This is a genomic window from Vreelandella halophila, from assembly GCF_019903425.1.
Lineage (GTDB): Bacteria > Pseudomonadota > Gammaproteobacteria > Pseudomonadales > Oleiphilaceae > Halospina > Halospina halophila.
On record NZ_JACHUZ010000011.1, the window covers coordinates 462,128 to 482,837 of the forward strand.

General features: G+C 63.4%; 14 protein-coding genes. 6 read left to right on the forward strand and 8 right to left on the reverse strand.

Going from position 1 to position 20,710, the window contains the following annotated elements:
- Positions 1–3: 3 nt before the first annotated feature.
- Positions 4–1,335, reverse strand: coding sequence for a TRZ/ATZ family hydrolase (locus H4I92_RS02465; protein ID WP_077529053.1), 1,332 nt, complete (start codon positions 1,333–1,335; stop codon positions 4–6).
- A gap of 322 nt (positions 1,336–1,657) precedes the next feature.
- On the opposite strand from H4I92_RS02465, the gene mtnA reads away from it, so the two are divergent.
- On the forward strand, positions 1,658–2,707 hold the full coding sequence (gene mtnA / locus H4I92_RS02470) for an S-methyl-5-thioribose-1-phosphate isomerase (protein ID WP_077529054.1): 1,050 nt from the start codon (positions 1,658–1,660) through the stop codon (positions 2,705–2,707).
- Here the strand turns inward: mtnA and H4I92_RS02475 are convergent.
- The 5 genes from H4I92_RS02475 to H4I92_RS02495 form a co-directional block, all read right to left on the reverse strand.
- Entirely contained in the window at positions 2,696–3,664 is a 969-nt protein-coding gene (locus H4I92_RS02475; RefSeq protein ID WP_143512578.1) for a helix-turn-helix domain-containing protein, read from the reverse strand. The two genes, mtnA and H4I92_RS02475, sit on opposite strands and share 12 nt — an antisense overlap.
- Positions 3,665–3,679: 15 nt before the next feature.
- Positions 3,680–5,812: a carboxy terminal-processing peptidase gene (locus H4I92_RS02480; RefSeq protein WP_077529055.1), complete on the reverse strand. Its 2,133-nt coding sequence runs from the start codon at positions 5,810–5,812 to the stop codon at positions 3,680–3,682.
- Between the two features lie 109 nt (positions 5,813–5,921).
- A complete protein-coding gene (locus tag H4I92_RS02485; RefSeq protein ID WP_077529056.1) occupies positions 5,922–8,072 on the reverse strand; it encodes a 3-hydroxyacyl-CoA dehydrogenase NAD-binding domain-containing protein in 2,151 nt (716 codons plus the stop codon).
- A gap of 17 nt (positions 8,073–8,089) precedes the next feature.
- The gene (locus H4I92_RS02490) at positions 8,090–9,298 is read right to left on the reverse strand and encodes an acetyl-CoA C-acetyltransferase (protein WP_077529057.1); all 1,209 of its coding nucleotides are present in this window, start codon (positions 9,296–9,298) and stop codon (positions 8,090–8,092) included.
- A gap of 214 nt (positions 9,299–9,512) precedes the next feature.
- Positions 9,513–11,978: a DUF349 domain-containing protein gene (locus H4I92_RS02495; protein ID WP_077529058.1), complete on the reverse strand. Its 2,466-nt coding sequence runs from the start codon at positions 11,976–11,978 to the stop codon at positions 9,513–9,515.
- Between the two features lie 115 nt (positions 11,979–12,093).
- Between H4I92_RS02495 and H4I92_RS02500 the strand changes: the two genes are divergently transcribed.
- Entirely contained in the window at positions 12,094–12,561 is a 468-nt protein-coding gene (locus H4I92_RS02500; RefSeq protein WP_077529059.1) for a regulatory protein RecX, read from the forward strand.
- A gap of 5 nt (positions 12,562–12,566) precedes the next feature.
- Here the strand turns inward: H4I92_RS02500 and mltF are convergent, their stop codons facing one another.
- On the reverse strand, positions 12,567–14,084 hold the full coding sequence (gene mltF / locus H4I92_RS02505) for a membrane-bound lytic murein transglycosylase MltF (protein WP_218668113.1): 1,518 nt from the start codon (positions 14,082–14,084) through the stop codon (positions 12,567–12,569).
- Positions 14,085–14,266: 182 nt separating this feature from the next.
- Between mltF and purL the strand changes: the two genes are divergently transcribed.
- Positions 14,267–18,169, forward strand: a complete 3,903-nt coding sequence (gene purL, locus H4I92_RS02510; RefSeq protein ID WP_077529061.1) for a phosphoribosylformylglycinamidine synthase — start codon at positions 14,267–14,269, stop codon at positions 18,167–18,169.
- Between the two features lie 256 nt (positions 18,170–18,425).
- Positions 18,426–18,737, forward strand: coding sequence for a YqfO family protein (locus H4I92_RS02515; RefSeq protein WP_077529062.1), 312 nt, complete (start codon positions 18,426–18,428; stop codon positions 18,735–18,737).
- A gap of 4 nt (positions 18,738–18,741) precedes the next feature.
- Here the strand turns inward: H4I92_RS02515 and H4I92_RS02520 are convergent, their stop codons facing one another.
- Positions 18,742–19,296 (reverse strand): NUDIX hydrolase, encoded by a 555-nt coding sequence (locus tag H4I92_RS02520; protein ID WP_077529063.1) that lies wholly within the window; start codon positions 19,294–19,296, stop codon positions 18,742–18,744.
- A 132-nt stretch (positions 19,297–19,428) separates the two neighbouring features.
- On the opposite strand from H4I92_RS02520, the gene H4I92_RS02525 reads away from it, so the two are divergent.
- Positions 19,429–20,013 (forward strand): CoA pyrophosphatase, encoded by a 585-nt coding sequence (locus H4I92_RS02525; RefSeq protein ID WP_077529064.1) that lies wholly within the window; start codon positions 19,429–19,431, stop codon positions 20,011–20,013.
- Between the two features lie 2 nt (positions 20,014–20,015).
- A complete protein-coding gene (locus H4I92_RS02530; RefSeq protein WP_077529065.1) occupies positions 20,016–20,558 on the forward strand; it encodes a gamma carbonic anhydrase family protein in 543 nt (180 codons plus the stop codon).
- Positions 20,559–20,710: the final 152 nt, after the last annotated feature.

The window sequence follows — 20,710 nt, forward strand, 5'->3', positions numbered from 1 at the left end:
TCCTCACTGGTGGTCGGCTGCGGCGATGTGGCGCTGCCACTGGTTGACCCGCTCGCGCAGGCCATGGAGGTCCATGCGCTGGAGTTCGCCTTCGATCAGCCGTGCTTCGCCCGCCACCCAGGTGTGGGTGACCTGGCGGCCGTTGGTGTTGTAAACGAGGTGCGGGATCGGGTCGTAGACGGGCTGGGCGAGGATGTCGCCCAGGTTTACGGCGATCATGTCCGCCTGCTTGCCGGGTTCGAGTGTGCCCACGCGGTCGTCGATGCCCAGGGCTTTCGCACCGTTGATGGTGGCCATGCGCAGGACGCTGTAGGCGTCGTTGGCGCCGGCCTCCAGGGTGCTGAGTTTGCCGAGCAGGGCGGCGGTCTGCATCTCGCCGAACATGTCCAGGTTGTTGTTGCTGGCGGCGCCGTCCGTGCCCAAGGCGACGTTCACGCCGGCATCAATCAGGCGCTGTACGGGGCAGGCGCCACTGGCCAGCTTCATGTTGGCTTCCGGGCAGTGCAGAACGTGAGCGCCGCTTTCCTGAAGGAGCTTAAGGTCATGGTCGTCGACCTGGGTCATGTGCACGCACTGGGTGCGCGGCGAGATCAGGCCGAGCTCAGCTAGACGGCGCGTGGGGCGCAGGCCGTGGCTCTGGATGCTGTCGTCCACTTCCCCGGCGGTTTCGTGCAGGTGGATCTGCACCGGGAGATCGACTTCCTCGGCCAGCGTGGCAATGCGCCTGAGAGGCTCGTCCGAGACGGTGTAGGGGGCGTGCGGGCCGAAGGCGATGGTGGCCAGGTTGCTGTTGCGCACGCGGTCGTGGAGCGCCAGCCCCTTCTGAATGTATTCTTCCGGACCGCTGCCCCACTGGGTGGGGAAGTCCAGGATCGGGAAGGTGGACTGGATGCGCATGCCGTGCTGCTGGGCGGTTTCCACGATGGTCTCGGGGAAGAAGTACATGTCCGAGAAGCAGGTGGTGCCGGTACTGAGCATTTCGGCGATGGCGAGCTGGGTGCCGTCGGCGACGAAGGCTTCGTCCACGAAGCGGCCTTCGGCGGGCCAGATGTGGCCCTGGAGCCATTCCATCAGCGGCAGGTCGTTGCCGAGGCCACGCAGTAGGGTCATGGGGGCGTGACCGTGGGCGTTGATGAGGCCGGGCATCAGCAGCTGGTCGCCGAGCTCGCGGTGTTCTTTGGGCTGGTAGCGTTCCAGGGCCGTGTTCGTGGGGCAGATGTCGAGGATCTGGTTGCCCTGGATGGCGACGCTGTGGTGTTCGAGGACCTGCCGGTCGGTCATGGGCAGGAGCCAGCGGGCGCTGATGAGTTGGTCGATGGGTTGTGTCTGACTCATGGAGTGCTCGGCTGCTGGTGTCGGGTCTCGGCTTTCAGGGACTTGTGGGTGGTGCCCTGTGGCTTCAGACTCGGAAGTATAACGGATGGTGGCTTTGGGGCCCATGGCTTTGCCTTGTCTCAAGACTGTTGGCCTGTTGCGGGCGGCCATGGGGTACGGCTCTCCGGGAATCGCTGTGAATACATCCCTGTACGCTGCTCTTCCGCCATCCATGGCTCCAGAGCTTCCCGGAGAGCCGCACCCCATACCCGCCTTCTGACCGCCTCGAGTACGTTGGCGTCCGCGGATTGGTTTTTATTGAGTTGATTGAGGATTGCTCTGAATGACACAGAATCAGGTAACCCCCCTGAGATGGCATGGTGAGGTGCTGGAGGTGCTGGATCAGCGGCTGTTGCCGGCTGAGGAGGTGTGGCAGGCGTATTCGGATGCCGAGGGGGTGTACCGGGCGATCCATGAGATGCAGGTGCGCGGGGCGCCGGCGATTGGGATTGCGGCGGCCTATGGGGTGGTTCTGGCGGCCCGGGGTTGTGCGCAGGCGCCGGATTGGTATTCGCGGCTGTGGGCGACCATGGACTGGTTGGCGCAGGCGCGGCCGACGGCGGTGAATCTGGTTTGGGCCCTGGAGCGGATGCGGGGCTGTCTCGGGCAGGTAGCGGATTCGGCGGAGCTGGTGCAGGCGCTGGAGACTGAGGCGCTGGCGATTCATCGCGAGGATGCTGCGGCGAACCGTGCGATGGGGGCTTTGGGTGCGGACCGGATTCTGGCTGATCGTGACGGGCCTGTGCAGGTGCTGACGCACTGCAATACCGGGGCTCTGGCGACAGGGGGGCAGGGGACGGCTCTTGGTGTTGTGCGGGAGCTGTTCCGGCGGGGAGCGCTGGACTGTGTGCATATGGATGAAACCCGGCCATGGCTTCAGGGGGCGCGGCTGACGGCCTGGGAGTGTGAGCGTGATGGGATACCGTGCTCACTGAATGTGGACGGTGCGGCGGCGACCCTGATGGCTCAGGGGAAAGTGGACTGGGTCGTGGTCGGGGCGGATCGGATTACGGCGAACGGGGATGTGGCGAATAAGATCGGCACGCTGCCGCTGGCGATCCTGGCGCGGCATTACGGGGTTGGTGTGATGGTGGTGGTGCCGTCCTCAACACTGGATGCGGCGACGCCCAGTGGTGACCGGATTGAGATTGAGGAGCGTGATGGCACGGAGCTGCGGCGTTCCGGACGGCGTTGGCTGGCACCGAATTCGGTGGCGGTTTTCAATCCAGTCTTTGATGTGACGCCAGCGTCGCTGGTGGATGTGATCGTGACGGAGAAGGGGGTCTGTGAGGCCCCGGGGAATCAGCCGGCGCCTTTGGAGTCACTGGCCTGACTGGCGACCGTTGCCGCTGGTCTTTTTCGAACTCTGACTGTTCTTTGAGGAGCCGCTGCTCTGTTTCGGGCGGCTCTTTCCGGACTGGCTTCTGCTGCTTTTCTTTGAGCCGTCTGTTTCTTCGCTCTTTTTTTGAGACTGGCCCTGGTGGCGGCGCTCCCGCTTGGGAGTCGCTGGTTCTCGCCCTTCCTGCCTGGCGGCGTTACGCTCGGCTTCGAGGTCATCCAGGGCTTCGTTGAGGCGCTCTTCTTCCTCGGCCACGAAGTGCAGGGACATTTCGAAGGATTTGCGGGTGAATTCCAGAACCCGTTTGAAGCCTTCGTCCGAGAGTTCCCGGGCTTCGTCGTGGCCGCGGTAGATGTTGATGAACTCGCGCTCGCGCTCAAAGTGCAGCGGCAGACGGCCCACGCCCCAGTCGTTGAGTACCCGCCAGGTATCCGGGCTGTAGGCGCGGGTGTACTTGAGGATGAACGGAACCGGGTCGTTGCGTGCCAGTACGGCGGCGAGGCGCAGGATGAGTTCAAAGGGGAGGGCGGCGGTACCGTCCTCGGCCGCTTCCAGCAGGCTCTTATCCTTCAGGTTGAGGGATTCCGCCAGGTCGTTGACGGTGAGGCCGGCCACCTCGCGCAGGTCGCGCAGGGATTCGCCGGCGGCCAGCATCATGCGCAGTTGGTCCTGGCTGCCCATGAGCTTCCGGCCCACCTTGAGGGAGGTGCCGGTGGTACGCCGGGCGATTTTGTAGGCGGAGCCGGTGTAGCCGGCGAGACGGTCGAGAAGGTTGGGCTCGTCGTCGTCATCAGCGTCTGCGCGCTGATCCGTTGCGCTGCCTTCCTGTGAGTGGGATCCGCCGGGATCCTCGTCCTCGAGCTCCTGGACCTTCTCCAGTGACTCCAGGGCGTGCAGGGAGTCCTTGAGGAAGGTTTCCAGCGCTTCGGATTTCTCGTCGTCGCTCGCCATGGCGCCTGCTCCGCTCTATTCGCCGGCCACCGCTCCCTCTTCGGGAGTTTCGTGATAGATGCTGGCGTAGTGTTCGCTCTGGGCCAGAAGATCGGTGAGGATGGCGCCCGCCTCACGCACCACGAAGTCGGGGCCCTCATCCGCCAGCTGGCTGCGCCGGGCCATCGCCGGGCGGGATTCCGCATCCTCCTCGTACGCCTGCCAGGAGTCGAAGGGCTCCTTGTCCTGGAGTTCCCGGCGCCTGTTCACGATGCTGAGCTGTTTGTCGCGGAAATCTTCCTGGTCCGCTCTGCGCTCTTCGGCGTTAAGGCTGACCCAGGTGCGGTCCCGACGCTCGTTGAGCAGCTCCAGCTCGCGCTGGCGCAGCTGGTATTCGGGCACCTCCGAGAAGCGGTTCTCATGCTTTTCAGTGATCGTCTGCAGTATGTCGCCGAATTCGAAGTAGCGATGGTAATCGAGGGTGTCGATCTCATCCCACGTCAGGGCACCGTCCAGGGCGGACTCGGCCACGTTCTCGCGCTGTATACGATCCTCGATTTCAATATCCGGCACCACGCCCCGATTCTGGGTGCTGGCACCTGAGACGCGGTAGAACTTGGACTGGGTGATCTTGAGCTGGCCGTGGTTCAGTGGTCGTATGGCTTGAACGGTGCCCTTGCCGAAGGTCTGGGCGCCTACCACCAGGCCGCGGCCGTAGTCCTGCATGGCGCCGGCAAAGATCTCGGAGGCGGAGGCGCTGAGGTTGTTGACCAGTACCACAACGGGGCCGTCCCAGGTCACGTTGTTGCTCTCGTCCTCGAACACCTGCACTGAGCCATCCGGGCCGCGCACCTGGACGGTGGGGCCATTCTCGATGAACAGACCCACCAGCTGGTTGGCTTCCGAGAGGGCTCCGCCACCGTTGCCGCGCAGGTCGATCACAAGGCCATCCATGCCGTCGGACTTCAGGTCCTCCAGAAGCGCCCGGACGTCCCGCGTGGTGCTGCGGTAGTCCTCGTCGCCCTGGCGGGCGGCTTTGAGGTCCGCGTAGAAGGTTGGGATGTCGACGACGCCCAGCTGCCAGGGCTCGCCGCCGTTCTCCATCTCAATCATGTCGCTCTGGGCGGACTGTTCCTCGAGTTTCACCTCGTCCCGGACAATGGTGATCTCGTGGGTGTTCATATCATTCTGGGTTCCAGCCGGGATGACCTCGAGCCGGACTTTCGAGCCTTTGGGGCCCCGGATCAGGTCGACGACTTCACTCAGGCGCCAGCCAATGACGTTCTTCATCTTTTCGTCTGCCTGGGCGACACCCACGATCCGGTCCGCGGCACCCAATGAGCCCTCCTCGGCCGCAGGGCCGCCGGGCACGATCCGGGACACCTTGGTATAGCCGTCCTCGGACTGCAGCACGGCGCCAATGCCTTCCAGGGACAGGCTCATATTGATGTCGAAGTTCTCGGAGTTGCGTGGTGACAGGTACTGGGTGTGCGGATCCCAGAGCCCGGCAAACGCGTTCATCCACTGCTGGAAGGCGTCCTCGCTGCGGGCGTCATAGGCCCGGTCCAGCTGGCTTTCGTAGCGGCGCGTCAGGGTTTCCTTGATGGCTTCATCCGGTTGGCCGTCCAGCCGCATGCTGAGAACGGCGTTGCGGATGCGGTCCTGCCAGAGCTGGTCGAGCTCGTCCGTGTCCTGCGCCCAGTCGGCCTCGCTGCGGTCGAGCTTGTAGCGGTCGTCGCTTTTGAAGCTGAACGTGTCGATGCCGTCGTCCAGGAGAGACAGGGCGTATTCCAGGCGCTGGATGCTGCGCTGCTGGAAGTGATTGTAGATGCGGAATGCGGGCTCCAGGTTGCCCGAGGTCAGCGCCCTCTGTATGGAGTCCCGATAATCATCGAAACGGTCGATGTCCCCCTGGGTGAAGTAGAGGCGCTGGCCATCCAGCTGGTCGAGGTAGGCGTCAAGGGTCTCGGAGGCCAGCTCACCGTCGATGTCCTGTTCCTTGAAATGGCCGAACTGCAGCTGCCGTGCTATCAGAATGTTGGCCCGTGCCTGGTCGGAGGTGGGTTCAACGGACTGGTAGTCGCGTTCGGTTTCAAGGTTGGCCTGTGCCGCGCCGGTAACCAGAAGCGCCAGCGCCAGAAACAGGGAGGAGAAGATTTGGGTACGCAAGGTTGCCGATGCTCCTGATCAAATGGTCTTAATCACCATACTATGCCTCAGTCTTGAAGTGTAGGGGACCGAAGGGAACCCGGCCAGCAGGGACTGGCCGGGGTGTGGCTCATTCGAAATACTGGTGCTTTGCGGCGTGTTCGCGCAGCAGTTCCGGCGGCCGGAAGCGCTCGCCAAAGCGGCCGGCGAGCTCGTCCGCGCGGTCCGTGAACGGCTGCAGCCCGTACTGGTTGATGTACTGCAGTGCGCCCCCGCTCCAGGCGGCGAAACCGATGCCGAAGATGGAGCCGATATTGGCATCACGGACTTCCATCAGCACGTTCTCCTCGAGGCAGCGCACCGTCTCGATGGCCTGGATGAACAGCAGTCGCTCCTTGAGCAGGGTCAGATCCGCATTGCGGGCCTTGTCCTGGTGTACGTAGAGGTTTTCCAGTTCCGGCCAGAGGTATTTCTTCCCGTTTTCCGGGTACTCGTAGAAGCCGGCACCGGCGGCCTTGCCTTTGCGACCGTGCTCATCAACCATGGCATCGATCACCGCCTCGGCCGGATGCGGGTTCCAGGTGCCACCTGCGGCTTCGGTATCCTTCTTCGACTGGTCCCGGATGTGCTGGGTCAGCGTCAAGCTCACCTCGTCACAGATGGCCAGCGGTCCCACGGGCATGCCGGCGAGCAGGCCGGCGTTCTCCACAGAGGCAGGGTGGAAGCCCTCCGAGAGCAAAGTGATCCCCTCATTCACAAAGGTTCCGAACACCCGCGAGGTGAAGAAACCGCGGCTGTCGTTCACCACGATGGGCGTCTTGCTGATCTGCATGACGTAGTCGAAGGCTTTCGCCAGGGTTTCGTCGTCGGTCTGCTCGCCCTTGATGATCTCGACCAGCGGCATCTTGTCCACGGGGGAGAAGAAGTGCAGCCCGATGAACTTTTCCGGGTTGGCGGAGGCCTTCGCCAGCTGGGTGATGGGAATGGTCGAGGTGTTGGAGGCGAAGATGCCGTTGTCGGCCAGATGCGGCTCGGCTTCCTGGGTCACTTTCGCCTTCAGGTCGCTGTCCTCGAACACCGCCTCGATGATCAGGTCACAGCCGGCGAGATCGTCCGCGCTGCCGGTTGCCTTGATGCGGTCCAGCACCGTCTGCTTGCCCGCTTCGTCCAGCTTGCCGCGGGAGACTTTCTTGGCCAGCAGCTTGTCGGAATAGGATTTGCCCTTTTCGGCGTTCTCGCTGGAGACGTCCTTGAGCACCACCTCGATGCCCCGGTTGGCACTGACGTAGGCAATGCCCGCGCCCATCATGCCGGCTCCCAGGATGCCCACCTTCTTCACCTTCGACTTTTCAGGCGCGCTGGGCCGGCTGCCGCCCGCCTTGATGGCGTTCAGGCCGAACCAGAAGGTGTGGATCATGTTCTTGGCGATTGGGCTGCAGGTGATCTCGGTGAAGTAGCGGGCCTCGATGCGGTCCGCGGTGTCCACGTCCACGTTCGCGCCTTCAACGGCAGCGGACATGATGCGTTCGGGCGCGGGGTAGCAGCCCTTGGTCTTCTCCTTGAGCATGGCCGGGGCAATGGCCAGGCGCTGGGCCATGGCGGGATGGTTGGGGCCGCCGCCGGGAATCTTGAAGCCCTTCTGATCCCAGGGTTGCTTGCTTTCCGGGTTGGCCTTGATCCAGTCCTGTGCCTTCTGCAGCAGTTCCTCCTGCGACGACGCCAGCTCATCGACCATGCCTTCCTTCAGGGCGGTCTGCGGGTCGATCTGCTTGCCTTCCATCAGGTAGGGGAAGGCCTTCTCCAGCCCTATCAACCGGGGCAGGCGCACGCAGGCGCCACCGCCGGGCAGCAGGCCCAGGGTCACCTCCGGCAGGCCAATCTTGATCCCCGGATCGTCGAGCACAATGCGGCGATGGCTGGCCAGGCAGAGCTCGTAACCACCACCCAGAGCGGTGCCGTTCATGGCCGCAACCACCGGCTTGCCCAGGGTCTCGAGCTTGCGCATCTGGCCCTTGAGCTCAAGGATGGTGTTGAAGAACTGGTCCGCGTTGTCGTTGGTGACCTGGATCAGCTCGTTCAGATCGCCGCCGGCAAAGAAGGTGTCCTTGGCGGAGGTGATGATGATGCCGCTGATCTTCTCCGCGTCACCCTCGACCCTCTGCACAGTCTCGCTCAGCGCCTCGCGAAAAGCGGCGTTCATGGTGTTGGCGGACTGCCCCGGCATGTCGATGGTCAGGGTCAGGATGCCGTCGTTGTCGATCTCGTAATTGATTGCCGTCATGGTGTTCGTCCTGCCCTTCAAACCCGTTCAATGATGGTGGCGATGCCCATGCCGCCGCCGACGCAGAGCGTGGCGAGGCCGAAGCGCTGATCCCGGCGCTCGAGCTCGTCGAGCAGGGTGCCCAGGATCATGGCGCCGGTGGCACCGAGCGGGTGGCCCATGGCGATGGCGCCGCCGTTCACGTTCACTTTTTCGTCCGGCACGTTGAGCTCGCGCTGGAAGCGCATGACCACGGCGGCAAAGGCCTCGTTCACCTCGAACAGGTCAATCTGGTCCGGCGTCATGCCGGCCTTCTCCAGCGCCTTGCGGGAGGCCGGGGCGGGGCCCGTGAGCATGATGGTGGGGTCGGTGCTGGTCACCGCCGTGGCAATGATCTTCGCCCGCGGCTTCAGGCCGAGCTGCTTCCCCCGGGCTTCGCTGCCGATGAGCATGGCGGTGGCGCCGTCCACGATGCCGGAGGAGTTGCCCGGCGTGTGCACGTGGTTGATCTTCTCCACGTAGTGGTACTTTTCGCGCGCCACGCCATCAAAGCCCATCTCACCCATCTGCTGGAAGGAGGGCTTGAGCTGGCCCAGGGCCTCGGCGGTGGTACCGGGGCGCACGTGTTGGTCGCGGTCCAGGATGACCAGGCCGTTCCTGTCCTTCACCGGCACCACGGATTTTCTGAAGTAACCCTTTTCCCAGGCCTCCGCTGCCTTGCGCTGGGATTCCGCCGCGAAGTTATCCACGTCCTGGCGGGAGAAGCCCTCAATGGTGGCAATCAGGTCCGCACCGATGCCCTGGGGCATGAAACCGGTGTGCAGGTTCGTCTCCGGATCCGTCGCCCAGGCGCCGCCGTCCGAACCCATGGGCACGCGCGACATGGATTCCACGCCGCCGGCAACCACGAGATCTTCGAATCCTGAGCGTACCTTCATCGCGGCCAGGTTTACGGCTTCCAGTCCGGAAGCACAGAAGCGGTTGAGCTGGACGCCGGGAACGCATTCGTCCCAGTCCACGGCCAGGGCGGCGGTCTTGGCGATATCCGCCCCCTGTTCGCCGATGGGCGTCACACACCCCATGACAATGTCGTCGACCAGGCTGGTGTCCAGGTCCGTCCGTTGCTGGAGTGCCGTCAGGGTCTGGCCGAGCAGGGTTACCGGCTTCACCTCGTGCAGGGCACCATCGGCTTTACCCCGGCCGCGCGGTGTTCTGACCGCGTCGTAGATGTACGCTTCTTCAGTCATCTCAGAGTCTCTGTGCTGTTGGGGGTTGATTCAGCTGCGCGTTCAAAAAGGTGAGAGGTGGGGAGTGCTTGGCTAGTGGCGATTCCCGGAAAGCACTCCCCACCTCTCCACCCAGCAATCTGCTCTCATGCTTGTGTCAAAGTCCAAAGGCACGATAGCGACACACCCTCCCGGGGTTAATGGCGCCACCCATCAAAACCATTGGCGGATGCGCTCACTCCTGGGCAGACGCCGCGTCATCCCCGCTGCGCAGGAACCAGTGCTTCAGCGCCTCCCTCAGCCGCTGGTAATGGTCCGGAGTCAGGCCATCCGCGGCATCCAGCTCGCACCAGGTCGCCAGTAGACCGTCCAGCTCATCCTCCTGGGATTCCAGACTCTGCTCACTCTTCATCCCCTCATTGAGCCGGCCCACCTGCAGCGCCATGCGCTGGGCCTGGTCCTCCGGCGGCGTGGCGGCGCCGGAAACAATCTCAACCCGGATGCACAGGGCGCGGGCCTGGCTGGCTGTATCCGTCTCCTGGGTCGCCTGCTCCACCGGCATCGGCGGGTGGCGGAAGCTTTCAGGGCCAGGCGTCTCGCCGGACTGATGCTGGTCCAGGGCAGCAAGCCACTGTTGGTAACGATTGGCACGCAGGGCGCTCATCTGCTGCTCCTGGACGCCGTCCATGGCCCTGTTGAAACGGTCGGCCAGGGCGCCGGCCCGGTCCCGGGGCAGTTCCAGGGCCTGGAAGGCTTTGCGGAACTGTTCCAGTTCCCCGGGCGCGGTTTCCGCCGGGTCCACATCCTGGAGCTGGCGGATGAGCTTTTCGGCCTCTTCGGCGGCTGCGTTGAACGCTTCGTCGCGGGCCTCGCGTTCTTCACTCAGGCGCGCAAAGATCCGGTCGCAGGCGCTGCGGAAGGCTTTCCAGAGACGACGGTCCTCCTGTTGATGGGTGATGCCGATGGCCTCCCATTCCTTCTGCAGGGCCTTGGCGCCCTCCGTAGCCTCACGCAGCGGTTCGTGCTCGACCAGGGCCTCGGCCCGTTCGACCACGTCGCGCTTCAGGGCATCGTTGCGTTCGCGCTCCGTCTCAAGACCCGCATTCAGCATCTTGATCAGTCGGTCAAACTGCTTCTGGAGCGGGCGGTTGGCGCGGTAGTCCACGGGCTTGGCGTCGCTCCATTCGCGCCGGGCGGTACGCTGGATGCGGTCCACGGCCTTGTAGTCGCAGCTGGTCCAGTCAAGGTTGTCCACGAATTCCTGAAGCTGCCCGACGATGTACTCGCGCTTCTCAAGGTTGGCGTTCTTGAGGCGTTTCTTCTCGGAGAAGTATTCGTGGCAGGGTTCGTAGGCCCTGTCGGTGGCGTCCTTGAAACGCTGCCAGAGCTGCTGGTCGGGGGTGCCGCCCAGGTCGTACCACTGCTGCTGCAGATCATGGATGTGCTCGGCCTTGGCCTCGGGCTCCATGGGCTGGTCGGCCAGGTATTCCATCTGCTCGCACAGGGATTCCAGCTTGGGCCGGGCTGCGAAACCGAGCCAGTCACGCAGTTCCTGGAGCTGACGGCCGAGTCGGGTGATCCGGGCCTGGTGCTGGCGGGCCTCCTTTTCCGGCAACTGGTCCTGGAGCTTCTGGGCTTTGCGGAAATGCTCCCGTGAGGGCTTGAGCTGCTGCTGTTCAAGGCTCTTTTCCAGGGCATCCAGGGTGCGGCTGAGCTCGCCGGTGTCCACACTGGGTGCCTCTTTCTGCGGTTCGGGGCTGGACTTCGCCTGCCCGTCCCTGTGTTTGCGTGCGCGGGCCAGTGTCGGCGGCGTGGGGAAGCCTTCGGGCCAGTTGATGGCCGCCAGGGTCTCCTCGACGGTTGCGGCGTCCTTTTCCTGGAGGGCCTGCTCCAGCTGCGCTTCATGCTGCTGCCAGGCGCTGAGCGCCTGATGATAGGCTTCCAGCTGTGCCATCAACTGTTCGAAACGTGCCTTCAGGTCCGGGTCCGGGGTGCGATTGGCGGTGGCCTGCTCCCAGCGGTTGCGCTGGGTCTTGATCATGGCGTCCAGCGAGGAGAGGCTGGCGCCTTCCTCGGGCCACGCGGAGGCGAGCTGCTCAGCGGTGGCACCCAGGGTTTCGACCGCACTCTGCTGCTCCTGGGCCTGTTCCTGTTCGGCGCGGGCCCGGGCTTCCTCATCGGCGATGGCCTGTGCCCGCTCGCGGCAGCGGGCAAGGGCGGATTCGTAGCGTTGCGTCTGGGTGCTGTCGATACTGCCGCTGACATTGTTCCAGCGGCTGACGATGGCGTCGAGCCGTGCCTGGTAGAGCTTGGTATCCTGGGTGCTGGCCAGTTCCTCGATGTCCTGGACGATACGGTCTATTTCAGCCTGGCGCGCCTGTTCCGCCTCGGCCTGTTCGCGTTGTTCACGCAGTTTGCGGCGTGCGGCCTGGAAAGCGCCCTTGTCCCGCCCCTTTAGGGCGCGGCTGATGCGCTCCAGCGTTTCGGTGTCTTCAATGCGGTCAATGGCTTCACGGCGGATGGCGGCGGTTTCACCCTGGGTCGCCAGTGTTTCGAGTTCCCCGGTGGTGGTTGCTTTGGCTACGATATCGGGGTCCGGGGCCGGGCGTTCCGGAGCGGCCGTGCTGGCTTGTGGCTCCGGTTGTTCGGCGGCGTTTGTGGGTTGCCTGGGTTTGAAGAACTGTTTCAGAAAGCCGGCCATAATGGTTGTCCTTTTGTGCCGAAAGCCCACCCGGAAGGCCGGGCGGGTGATTGGAATCAGGACGCCAAAATTAGCACACAGAAAAGGCGTCAGCCTATCGGCGGCGGGTGGTTATATGAGTGATGACAGGCAGTATCTGCGGGAGCGGGCCATGAAGTTCCTGGCGCGGCGCGAGCACAGCCGGCTGGAGCTATGGCGCAAGCTGGAAAGGACGGCGGAAAGCGGTGAGCTGCTGGCGGAGGTTCTGGACGAGCTGGCCAGTGAGGGCTGGCAGAGCGATGAACGGTTTGCGGAGTCGTTCAGCCGGCAGCGGATCGAGACGGGTTACGGGCCGCTTCGGATCCGCTCCGAGTTGGAGCAGCGCGGGGTCAGCGGGGACAGTGAGGCGCTGACGGCCCTGGCAGAGGATGACTGGGTGAGTATGGCGCGGGAGCAGCGTCAGAAGCGTTTCGGGCCCGATGCGCCCGCGGACTGGAAGGAGAAGGGGCGCCAGGGGCGTTTTCTCGCACAGAGGGGGTACAGCCGTTCGCACATCGAGAAGGCGCTGGCCATGAGCCCGGGTGACGAAGTACCCACGGCCTGAGGCCGCTAGAGCAGTGGTGAGGCGCGGCGCAGTTCCCGGCGCTGGTCGCCGGATGCGGTCTGCTCCCCGGTATCCCGGGGCCGGGAGGGTTGATCGTCGGGCTCCTCCAGGGGGGATTCCACGCCGTTTTCGGTGACCGCCACGGTGGTGTCCTCATCCGGGAACATCCATTTCAGGACGTCGTAGTAGCGGCGGATGTTCTGGGTATAGAGGACGGGTTCGTAGCCACGGGCGTAGCCGTAGCGTGTCTGGGTGTAGTACTTGCGCTGGGCGAGCAGTGGCAGGTATTCCTTGACGTCCAGCCAGCGGTCGGGGTTGCTGCCGTCCTCGCGGGCCAGGCGGCGGGCATCCTGGAGATGACCATAACCGACGTTGTAGGCCGCCAGTGCGAACCAGGTTCTGTCCGGCTCGGTGATGTTCTCCGGAATGCGGTCGTGCAGGCGCCGGAAGAAACGGGCGCCGCCCCATATGGAGGACTCCGGGTCCAGCCGGTTTTTGACACCGATCAGGGATGCGGTGTCCAGAGTCAGCATCATGAGTCCGCGCACGCCGGTGGGAGAGACGGCTCGCGGTTCCCAGTGGGATTCCTGGTACCCGATGGCGGCCAGAAGGCGCCAGTCCAGGTCATGCGCGCTGGCGGCTTCCCTGAAGGTCTCCCGGTAATCCGGTAGTCGGTTTTCCAGGTGGGTGGTGAAGGTTTTCGCACCAACGTAATCAAGGCGGTCCAGATGGCCGAAGAAGCGTTCCTCCAGCTGTGCCAGTGTTCCGTCGGCGCGTATCTCCCGGAAATAGTCCCGCGCTGCCTGCATGAGTGAGCCATCACCTGCCGGTGGAAGCAGCCATCCCACGGGGCGGGGGCTGCTCAGTGCCAGGCCGTCCCGTACGCTGGAAAAGAAAACCTGGTTATTCTCCAGTTCGCGGCTGTTGATCACGATGGCATCCAGTTCGCCTTGGTTAACCCGGTGAAGCAGCTCGGTGGGATCCTGGCTGCTTTCCGACTGCCAGTCCAGCTCCGGCAGGGTCCCGCGGATCCGTTCGAGCTGCTGTTCGGCGGCGCTGCCGGCACGTACCGCGATGGCCATGCCGATGAGGTCCGCGGGCCTGTGGGGGCGGTCTACGTCAGCGTTGTAGACAACAATCGGTCGACTCCGGTCGTAGACCGGGCCGTGGCGGTAACGGTGGCGGAGTTCCGGCGTGAGTGCCAGGCCGGCGGCAGCCAGGTGAGTGTGGTGTTCGTCCAGGCGCTGATAGAGTTCGGGAAAGTCGTCCACCACCTCGACGCGCAGCTCCACTCCGAGCGAATCGGCAAAACGCCGAACCAGTTCGTATTCGAACCCTGATGGCTTGCCTTTCTCTTCGTAATAGACCGTGGAGGCGGGGTGCATGACGACATGGAGCACGCCCTCCTGGTTGATGCGGTCCAGGGTGGTGGGCTGGGAGCAGGCCGCGAGCACCAGAGCCAGCATGGCCGGTACTGCCAAGCCTGATGCGATACCCGGTCGCTTGGGGGTACTACTGCTCATTATCCCGTCCAGCAAAGATGGAAACATACTCCATTCTACGTTAAAAAACGGACATGGTTTGATGGCTGAGCCACAGCCGCCTATCCGTTATTTGCCCCTGTATCCTGTACGTCGATTTGAGTATGATACGCGCTCCTCAGAACCTACCCGAATCCCGGCCCATCAACGAGGCTCATAGACCCATGCTGGAACTTCGCGGCGCCCCGGCCCTTTCCGCTTTTCGCAGAGAACGGCTGATGCAGCGGGTACAGGCGACCTGTCCTGCCATCGAGTCACTCTACGCTGAATTCATGCATTTCGTGGACCTGGATGCCGAGCTCGACAGCAGTGGCCTGGATATACTCAACCGTCTGCTGACCTACGGCGCCAGGGGCCAGGCAGAGGCCGTGGACGGAGTGCTGTTCCTGGTGGTGCCCCGGCCCGGCACGATTTCGCCATGGTCCAGCAAGGCAACCGACATCGTGCACAACTGCGGTCTCACGAAGGTCCGCCGGGTTGAGCGCGGCATTGCCTTTTATCTGCGCGCCGGCCGCAAGCTGGAGCTGGCTGAACGCGAGGCGTTGGCGGCGCTGCTTCACGACCGTATGACCGAGCGGGTCTTCCATGAAATGGCGGGCGCGGAACTGCTGTTCGACGAGGAAGCGCCCAGGCCGCTGGAGACGGTTCCGGTGCAGGCGGACGGCCGTGCCGCGCTGGCGGAGGCCAATGAGCGCCTCGGGCTGGCGCTGGCCGAGGATGAGATCGACTATCTGGCCGAATCCTTTGCAGGTCTGGAGCGGGATCCCACGGATGTGGAGCTGATGATGTTCGCCCAGGCGAACTCGGAGCACTGCCGCCACAAGATCTTCAATGCCTCCTGGTCCATTGACGGGGTCGAACAGGATCATTCGCTGTTCGACATGATCCGCAATACCCATGAGGTCGGTGGTAACGGGGTGCTTTCCGCTTACCGTGACAACGCGGCGGTGATTGAAGGCGCCCAGGGGCAGCGCTTCTATCCGGATCCCTCCTCCCAGCGGTACCGCTATCACAGTGAGCCCATCCACATCCTGGCCAAGGTCGAGACCCACAACCATCCCACGGCCATCTCCCCGCACCCGGGGGCGGCCACCGGATCCGGTGGTGAGATCCGGGATGAGGGGGCCACCGGCCTGGGTGGCAAGCCCAAGGCGGGGCTGACCGGTTTCACCACGTCCAACCTGCAGATTCCCGGTTTCGAGCAGCCCTGGGAAGACAGCCCTGGCCGGCCCGGGCGCATGGCGTCGCCGCTGTCGATCATGCTGGACGGCCCCGTTGGCGGCGCAGCCTTCAACAATGAGTTCGGGCGCCCGAACCTGACCGGTTATTTCCGCACCTTTGAGCAGAAAGTGCCGGGTGTGAACGGGGTGGAGTACCGCGGTTATCACAAGCCCATCATGATTGCCGGAGGACTCGGCAACATCCGCGAGGATCATGTCCATAAGGATTCAATCCCGACCGGATCACGGCTGATCGTGATGGGTGGTCCATCCATGCTGATCGGCCTGGGTGGCGGTGCGGCGTCCTCCATGGACTCCGGTGCCAGCGCGGAAGACCTGGACTTTGCTTCCGTCCAGCGCGAGAACCCGGAGATGCAGCGCCGCTGCCAGGAAGTGATTGACCGCTGTTGGCAGATGGGGGAGGGCAACCCCATCGCCTTCATCCATGACGTGGGCGCGGGTGGGCTCTCCAACGCCCTGCCGGAGCTGGTCAAGGACGGCGGCTGCGGCGGCCGGTTCGAACTGCGTGAAGTGCCGAATGCGGAACCCGGCATGTCGCCGTTGGAGATCTGGTGCAACGAGGCCCAGGAGCGGTATGTGCTGGCGGTGGGGGCGAACGAGCTGGACCGCTTCGATGCCATCTGCCGCCGCGAGCGCTGCCCCTACGCAGTGGTCGGCGATGCGGTGGAGGAACCGCATCTGGCTGTGCATGATGCCTATTTCGACAACAATGCCGTGGACCTGCCCATGCAGGTGCTGTTCGGCAAGCCGCCGCGCATGCACCGAGACGTGAAGCGGGCCAGCTTTACCAAGCCGGTGTTCAACAGCGAGGCCCTGAATCCGGACGAGGCGATTGACCGAGTGCTGCGGATTCCGGCCGTGGCGTCCAAAAGTTTCCTGATTACCATCGGGGATCGTTCCATTACCGGCCAGGTGGCCCGTGACCAGATGGTCGGGCCCTGGCAGGTGCCGGTGGCGGATGTGGCGGTGACCGCCAGCAGTTTCGAGGGCTACACTGGCGAGGCCATGGCCATGGGCGAACGGCCGCCGGTCGCCTGCATCAATGCTCCGGCCTCCGGCCGCCTTGCGGTAGGTGAGACACTGACCAACCTGGCGGCGGCGTCCATCGGAGATATTACCCGTATCAGCCTGTCCGCCAACTGGATGGCGCCAGCGGGGCACCCCGGCGAGGATGAGAACCTCTACGAGACGGCGCGTGCCGTGGGCATGGATCTGTGTCCGAAGCTTGGGATCACGATCCCCGTCGGCAAGGATTCGCTCTCCATGAAGACGGTCTGGTCGCAGGAGGGCGAATCGCGCAGCGTTACCTCGCCCCTGTCGCTGGTGACCACGGGCTTTGCGCCGGTGGACGACGTCCGTAAAACGCTGACTCCGGAACTGCGGACGGATCAGGGGCCCACTGAACTCATCATGATCGACCTGGGTGAGGGCCGGAACCGGCTGGGTGGTTCCGCACTGGCACAGGCCTACGGCGCCACGGGCGCCGTGGCGCCGGACGTGGAGAAGCCAGAGCAGCTGCGGCGTTTCTTTGACACCATCCAGTCCCTGAACCGGCGCGGGCTGCTGCTCGCCTATCATGATCGATCCGATGGCGGGCTGTTTACCACGCTCTGTGAGATGGCGTTTGCCGGGCGTACCGGTCTCCGGATTACCCTGGATTCGTTGCTGGAAGACAGCAGTCACCTAGTGAGGGAGTTGTTCAGCGAGGAGCTCGGCGCGGTGATCCAGGTGGCGCGTGACAGCGTCAGCCCGGTACTGGCCGCTATGGAGGAAGCCGGGCTTTCCAGCCACATTGCCATGATCGGAGCGCCGGCCCCGGACCAACGCCTGTGTTTCAGTTTCCAGGGCGAGACACTCATCGAGCGTGGCCGCGCGGAACTGGAGCAGAAATGGGCCGAGACGAGCTACCGCATGCAGGCCATCCGGGATAACAGCGACTGTGCCGACGAGGAATTCGAGGCACTGGCGGACGATGCGGATTCCGGCCTCCATGCCGATCTCAGTTTTGACCCCGGTGAGGACATTGCCGCGCCGCTGGTGAACACCGGAGCAAGGCCCTCGGTGGCGGTGCTGCGGGAGCAGGGCGTCAATGGCCAGGTGGAGATGGCGGCGGCCTTCGACCGGGCCGGTTTCAACGCCGTGGACATGCACATGAGCGACATCCTTTCTGGTCGCATGACGCTGGACGAGTTTCATGTAATGGTTGCCTGTGGCGGGTTCTCCTTCGGGGACGTGCTGGGCGCCGGTGGCGGTTGGGCCAAGTCCATCCTGTTCAACCAGCTTGCCCGGACACAGTTCCAGGCGTTTTTCGAGCGCGGCGACACACTCTCCCTGGGTGTGTGCAACGGCTGCCAGATGCTGGCGGAACTGCGTGAGCTGATCCCCGGGACCGCGCACTGGCCACGCTTTGTGCGCAACCGCTCAGAGCAGTTTGAGGCGCGCACGGTCATGGTGGAAGTGCCGGAATCCCGTTCCGCCTTTTTCCAGGGTATGGCAGGTTCCCGGTTGCCCATTGCCGTAGCCCATGGTGAGGGGCTGGCGGAGTTCCGTAACGGCTCGGATCTGGAGGGTCTTCGGAAGGGAAGTCAGGTGGCCTTGCGGTATGTTGACCATTACGGGCGGCCGGCGGAGCGTTACCCGCATAATCCCAACGGCTCTCCTGAAGGGGTGACCGGGCTCTGTTCGGAAGACGGTCGGGCCACCATCATGATGCCCCATCCGGAACGGGTGTTCCGCTCGGTTCAGTGCAGCTGGTATCCGGATGACTGGGGTGAGGATGGTGCCTGGCTCAGATTGTTCCGTAATGCCCGCAAATGGGTCGGTTAAGGCCTTGACACAGCATCGTTATTCACATTGGAGTATCGATTAAGGCGGGTTTGGATAGTAAGCTGAATCGAACTGCCGAATAAGTGTTCAAAATTCATAACTATCTGAAAATAAAGAATTATCTGGTTTCGGTGAAAATCTCATCAATGAGAGGCTGAGCCCGTCACTGAGCGGTTTCAGAGGCTGTTCCCATAAATTGTTCACAGAGTTTTCCACAGATTCTGTGGTTAACTTTCAGGGGTCTCGGGAGGCACGTATGTACAAAATCTGTTTCTTTGTCCCGGAGGAATATCTGGAGCAGACCAAGACCGCGGTCTTCGCCGCTGGCGGCGGTCGGATCGGGAACTACGACAGCTGCTGCTGGCAGACAAAGGGGAAGGGGCAGTTCCGTCCGATGGATGGCAGCCAGCCGTTCCTTGGCCATCAGGGTCAGATCGAGACCGTGCCTGAGTACCGGGTTGAGCTGGTCTGCGAGGACGACCTGATCCGTGCTGTCATTCGGGCCATGAAAGCCGGGCACCCCTATGAGGAGCCGGCCTACGAGGTCTATCGCATGGAGGATTTCTGAACGCTCAGCCGCTGTGGCCGAGGCGTCTCCGAATGTCATCCACCACCACGGCGTACTGGGAATCCGTGGCGCTGCGGTCCCGGAAGTAGCGGTTCAGGGTCTCGGTGACGGTGGGGAAGGCGAGCTCTTGCCAGGGGACCTCGCTTTCCCGGAATAGGGCGGTTTCCAGTGATTCCGCCCCGGCCCCGAACTGGCCATCGATCAGGCGGGCCCGGAAGTACATGTGCACCTGGTCGATGTGGGGTACGTTGAGGACGCTGTAGAGCCCGTCCAGCTCCACGCGCGCTTCTGCTTCTTCAAGGGTTTCCCGGATCGCGGCTTCCGTGGTGGTTTCGCCGTTCTCCATGAACCCTGCCGGCAGCGTCCAGAACCCGTAGCGCGGTTCGATGGCGCGCCGACAAAGCAGGATCCGGTCTTCCCAGACCGGAATGGTCCCCGCCACGATCCGCGGGTTGATGTAGTGAATGGTGCCGCAGTTGTGGCACACGTGGCGTTCCCGGTCGTCACCTTCCGGAATCCGGAACTCCACATTTGCCCCGCAGCTGCTGCAGTACTGCATGCCCGTCTCCTGGCCATCCTCTGTGTCCGGTCCTCTATGGCGGGCCGGCGCCACTGGTTGATTCGGCGGCCATTGCGGCCACCTGTATTATCTCATAATGTCGAATAAGAACGGGAACTCGGGGTCACACCTTTGAAGCAGGATCTTCTGCAACGGTTCAACAAGTATCGACCCAGGGCGCTGCCGCTGGCCTATCCGCGTGCCAGTGTGCTGGTTCCCATTACGAACGCGTGCGATCCGGAGATCGTTCTGACCCGCCGGGCCGCACGCAATGGCCCCCATAGCGGTCAGGTTGCATTTCCCGGCGGCATGGCCAATGAGGAGGATGAAGGGCCCGAAGCCACCGCCCTGCGGGAAACCCATGAGGAGATTGGGTTGCCTCCGGGGCGTGTGGAACTGTTGGGCGAACTGAGTCAGGTGGTCTCCCGCCACGGCATTCTGGTAACACCCTATGTGGGGCTTGTACCGGAAACCTATCCCTATCGCGCCGAGCCGGGAGAGGTGGAGACCGTTTTCCAGGTGCCCGTGCGGTGGTTTCTGGACGACCAGCGCAGCCGTACGGATGAGATCAGCTTCCATGACTGGCGCCTGTATGTCCCTTGCTATCGCTGGCAGGAGCATGACATCTGGGGGCTGTCCGCGATCATACTGGTGGAATGCCTGAACATGGCCTTTGATGCCGCCATTGATATAACAAAACCACCACGCGAGGGGTGACAATGATCTACGAACTCAAGGACCGCCGACCTGAAATCGTCGGCGAAGGGCACTTCATCGCCGACAACGCCACCATCATCGGTTCAGTGCGCCTGGAGGCCCGCAGCAGTATCTGGTTCAATGCCGTGATCCGCGGCGACAATGACCTGATGACCATTGGTGAGGATACAAATATACAGGACGGCGCGGTGCTTCATACCGACCCCTCATTGCCGCTGACGCTGGGGCGCGGTGTAACGGTGGGTCATATGGCCATGCTCCACGGCTGTGAGGTGGGTGATTACACGCTGATCGGCATCAATGCGGTGGTGCTGAACCGGGCGCGTATCGGCAAGCACTGTCTGATCGGCGCGAACACGCTGATCCCTGAGGGTATGGAGATCCCGGATGGTTCCATGGTTGTAGGCTCCCCGGGCACCATCAAGCGCACCCTGAGTGACGAACACAGGTCCATGCTGGAATACAGCGCCGCGCATTACGTGGAGAACGCGGAGCGTTACCGGACCGCGCTGAAGGCGGCATTCGGGGCCGGAGAGCAGGACTGAATGACACCCCTGTTACATCCGGATACGTGGAAACCGAAACTCTCTCGGAAGTGAGCTCTGAAACGTGTTGACGCCAACCTGTGCGGGTGTAGAATACGCATCTCTTTCGGGGCAACGGCCCACAGCGGCGGCGCTTTCGAGCGTTAGATGAG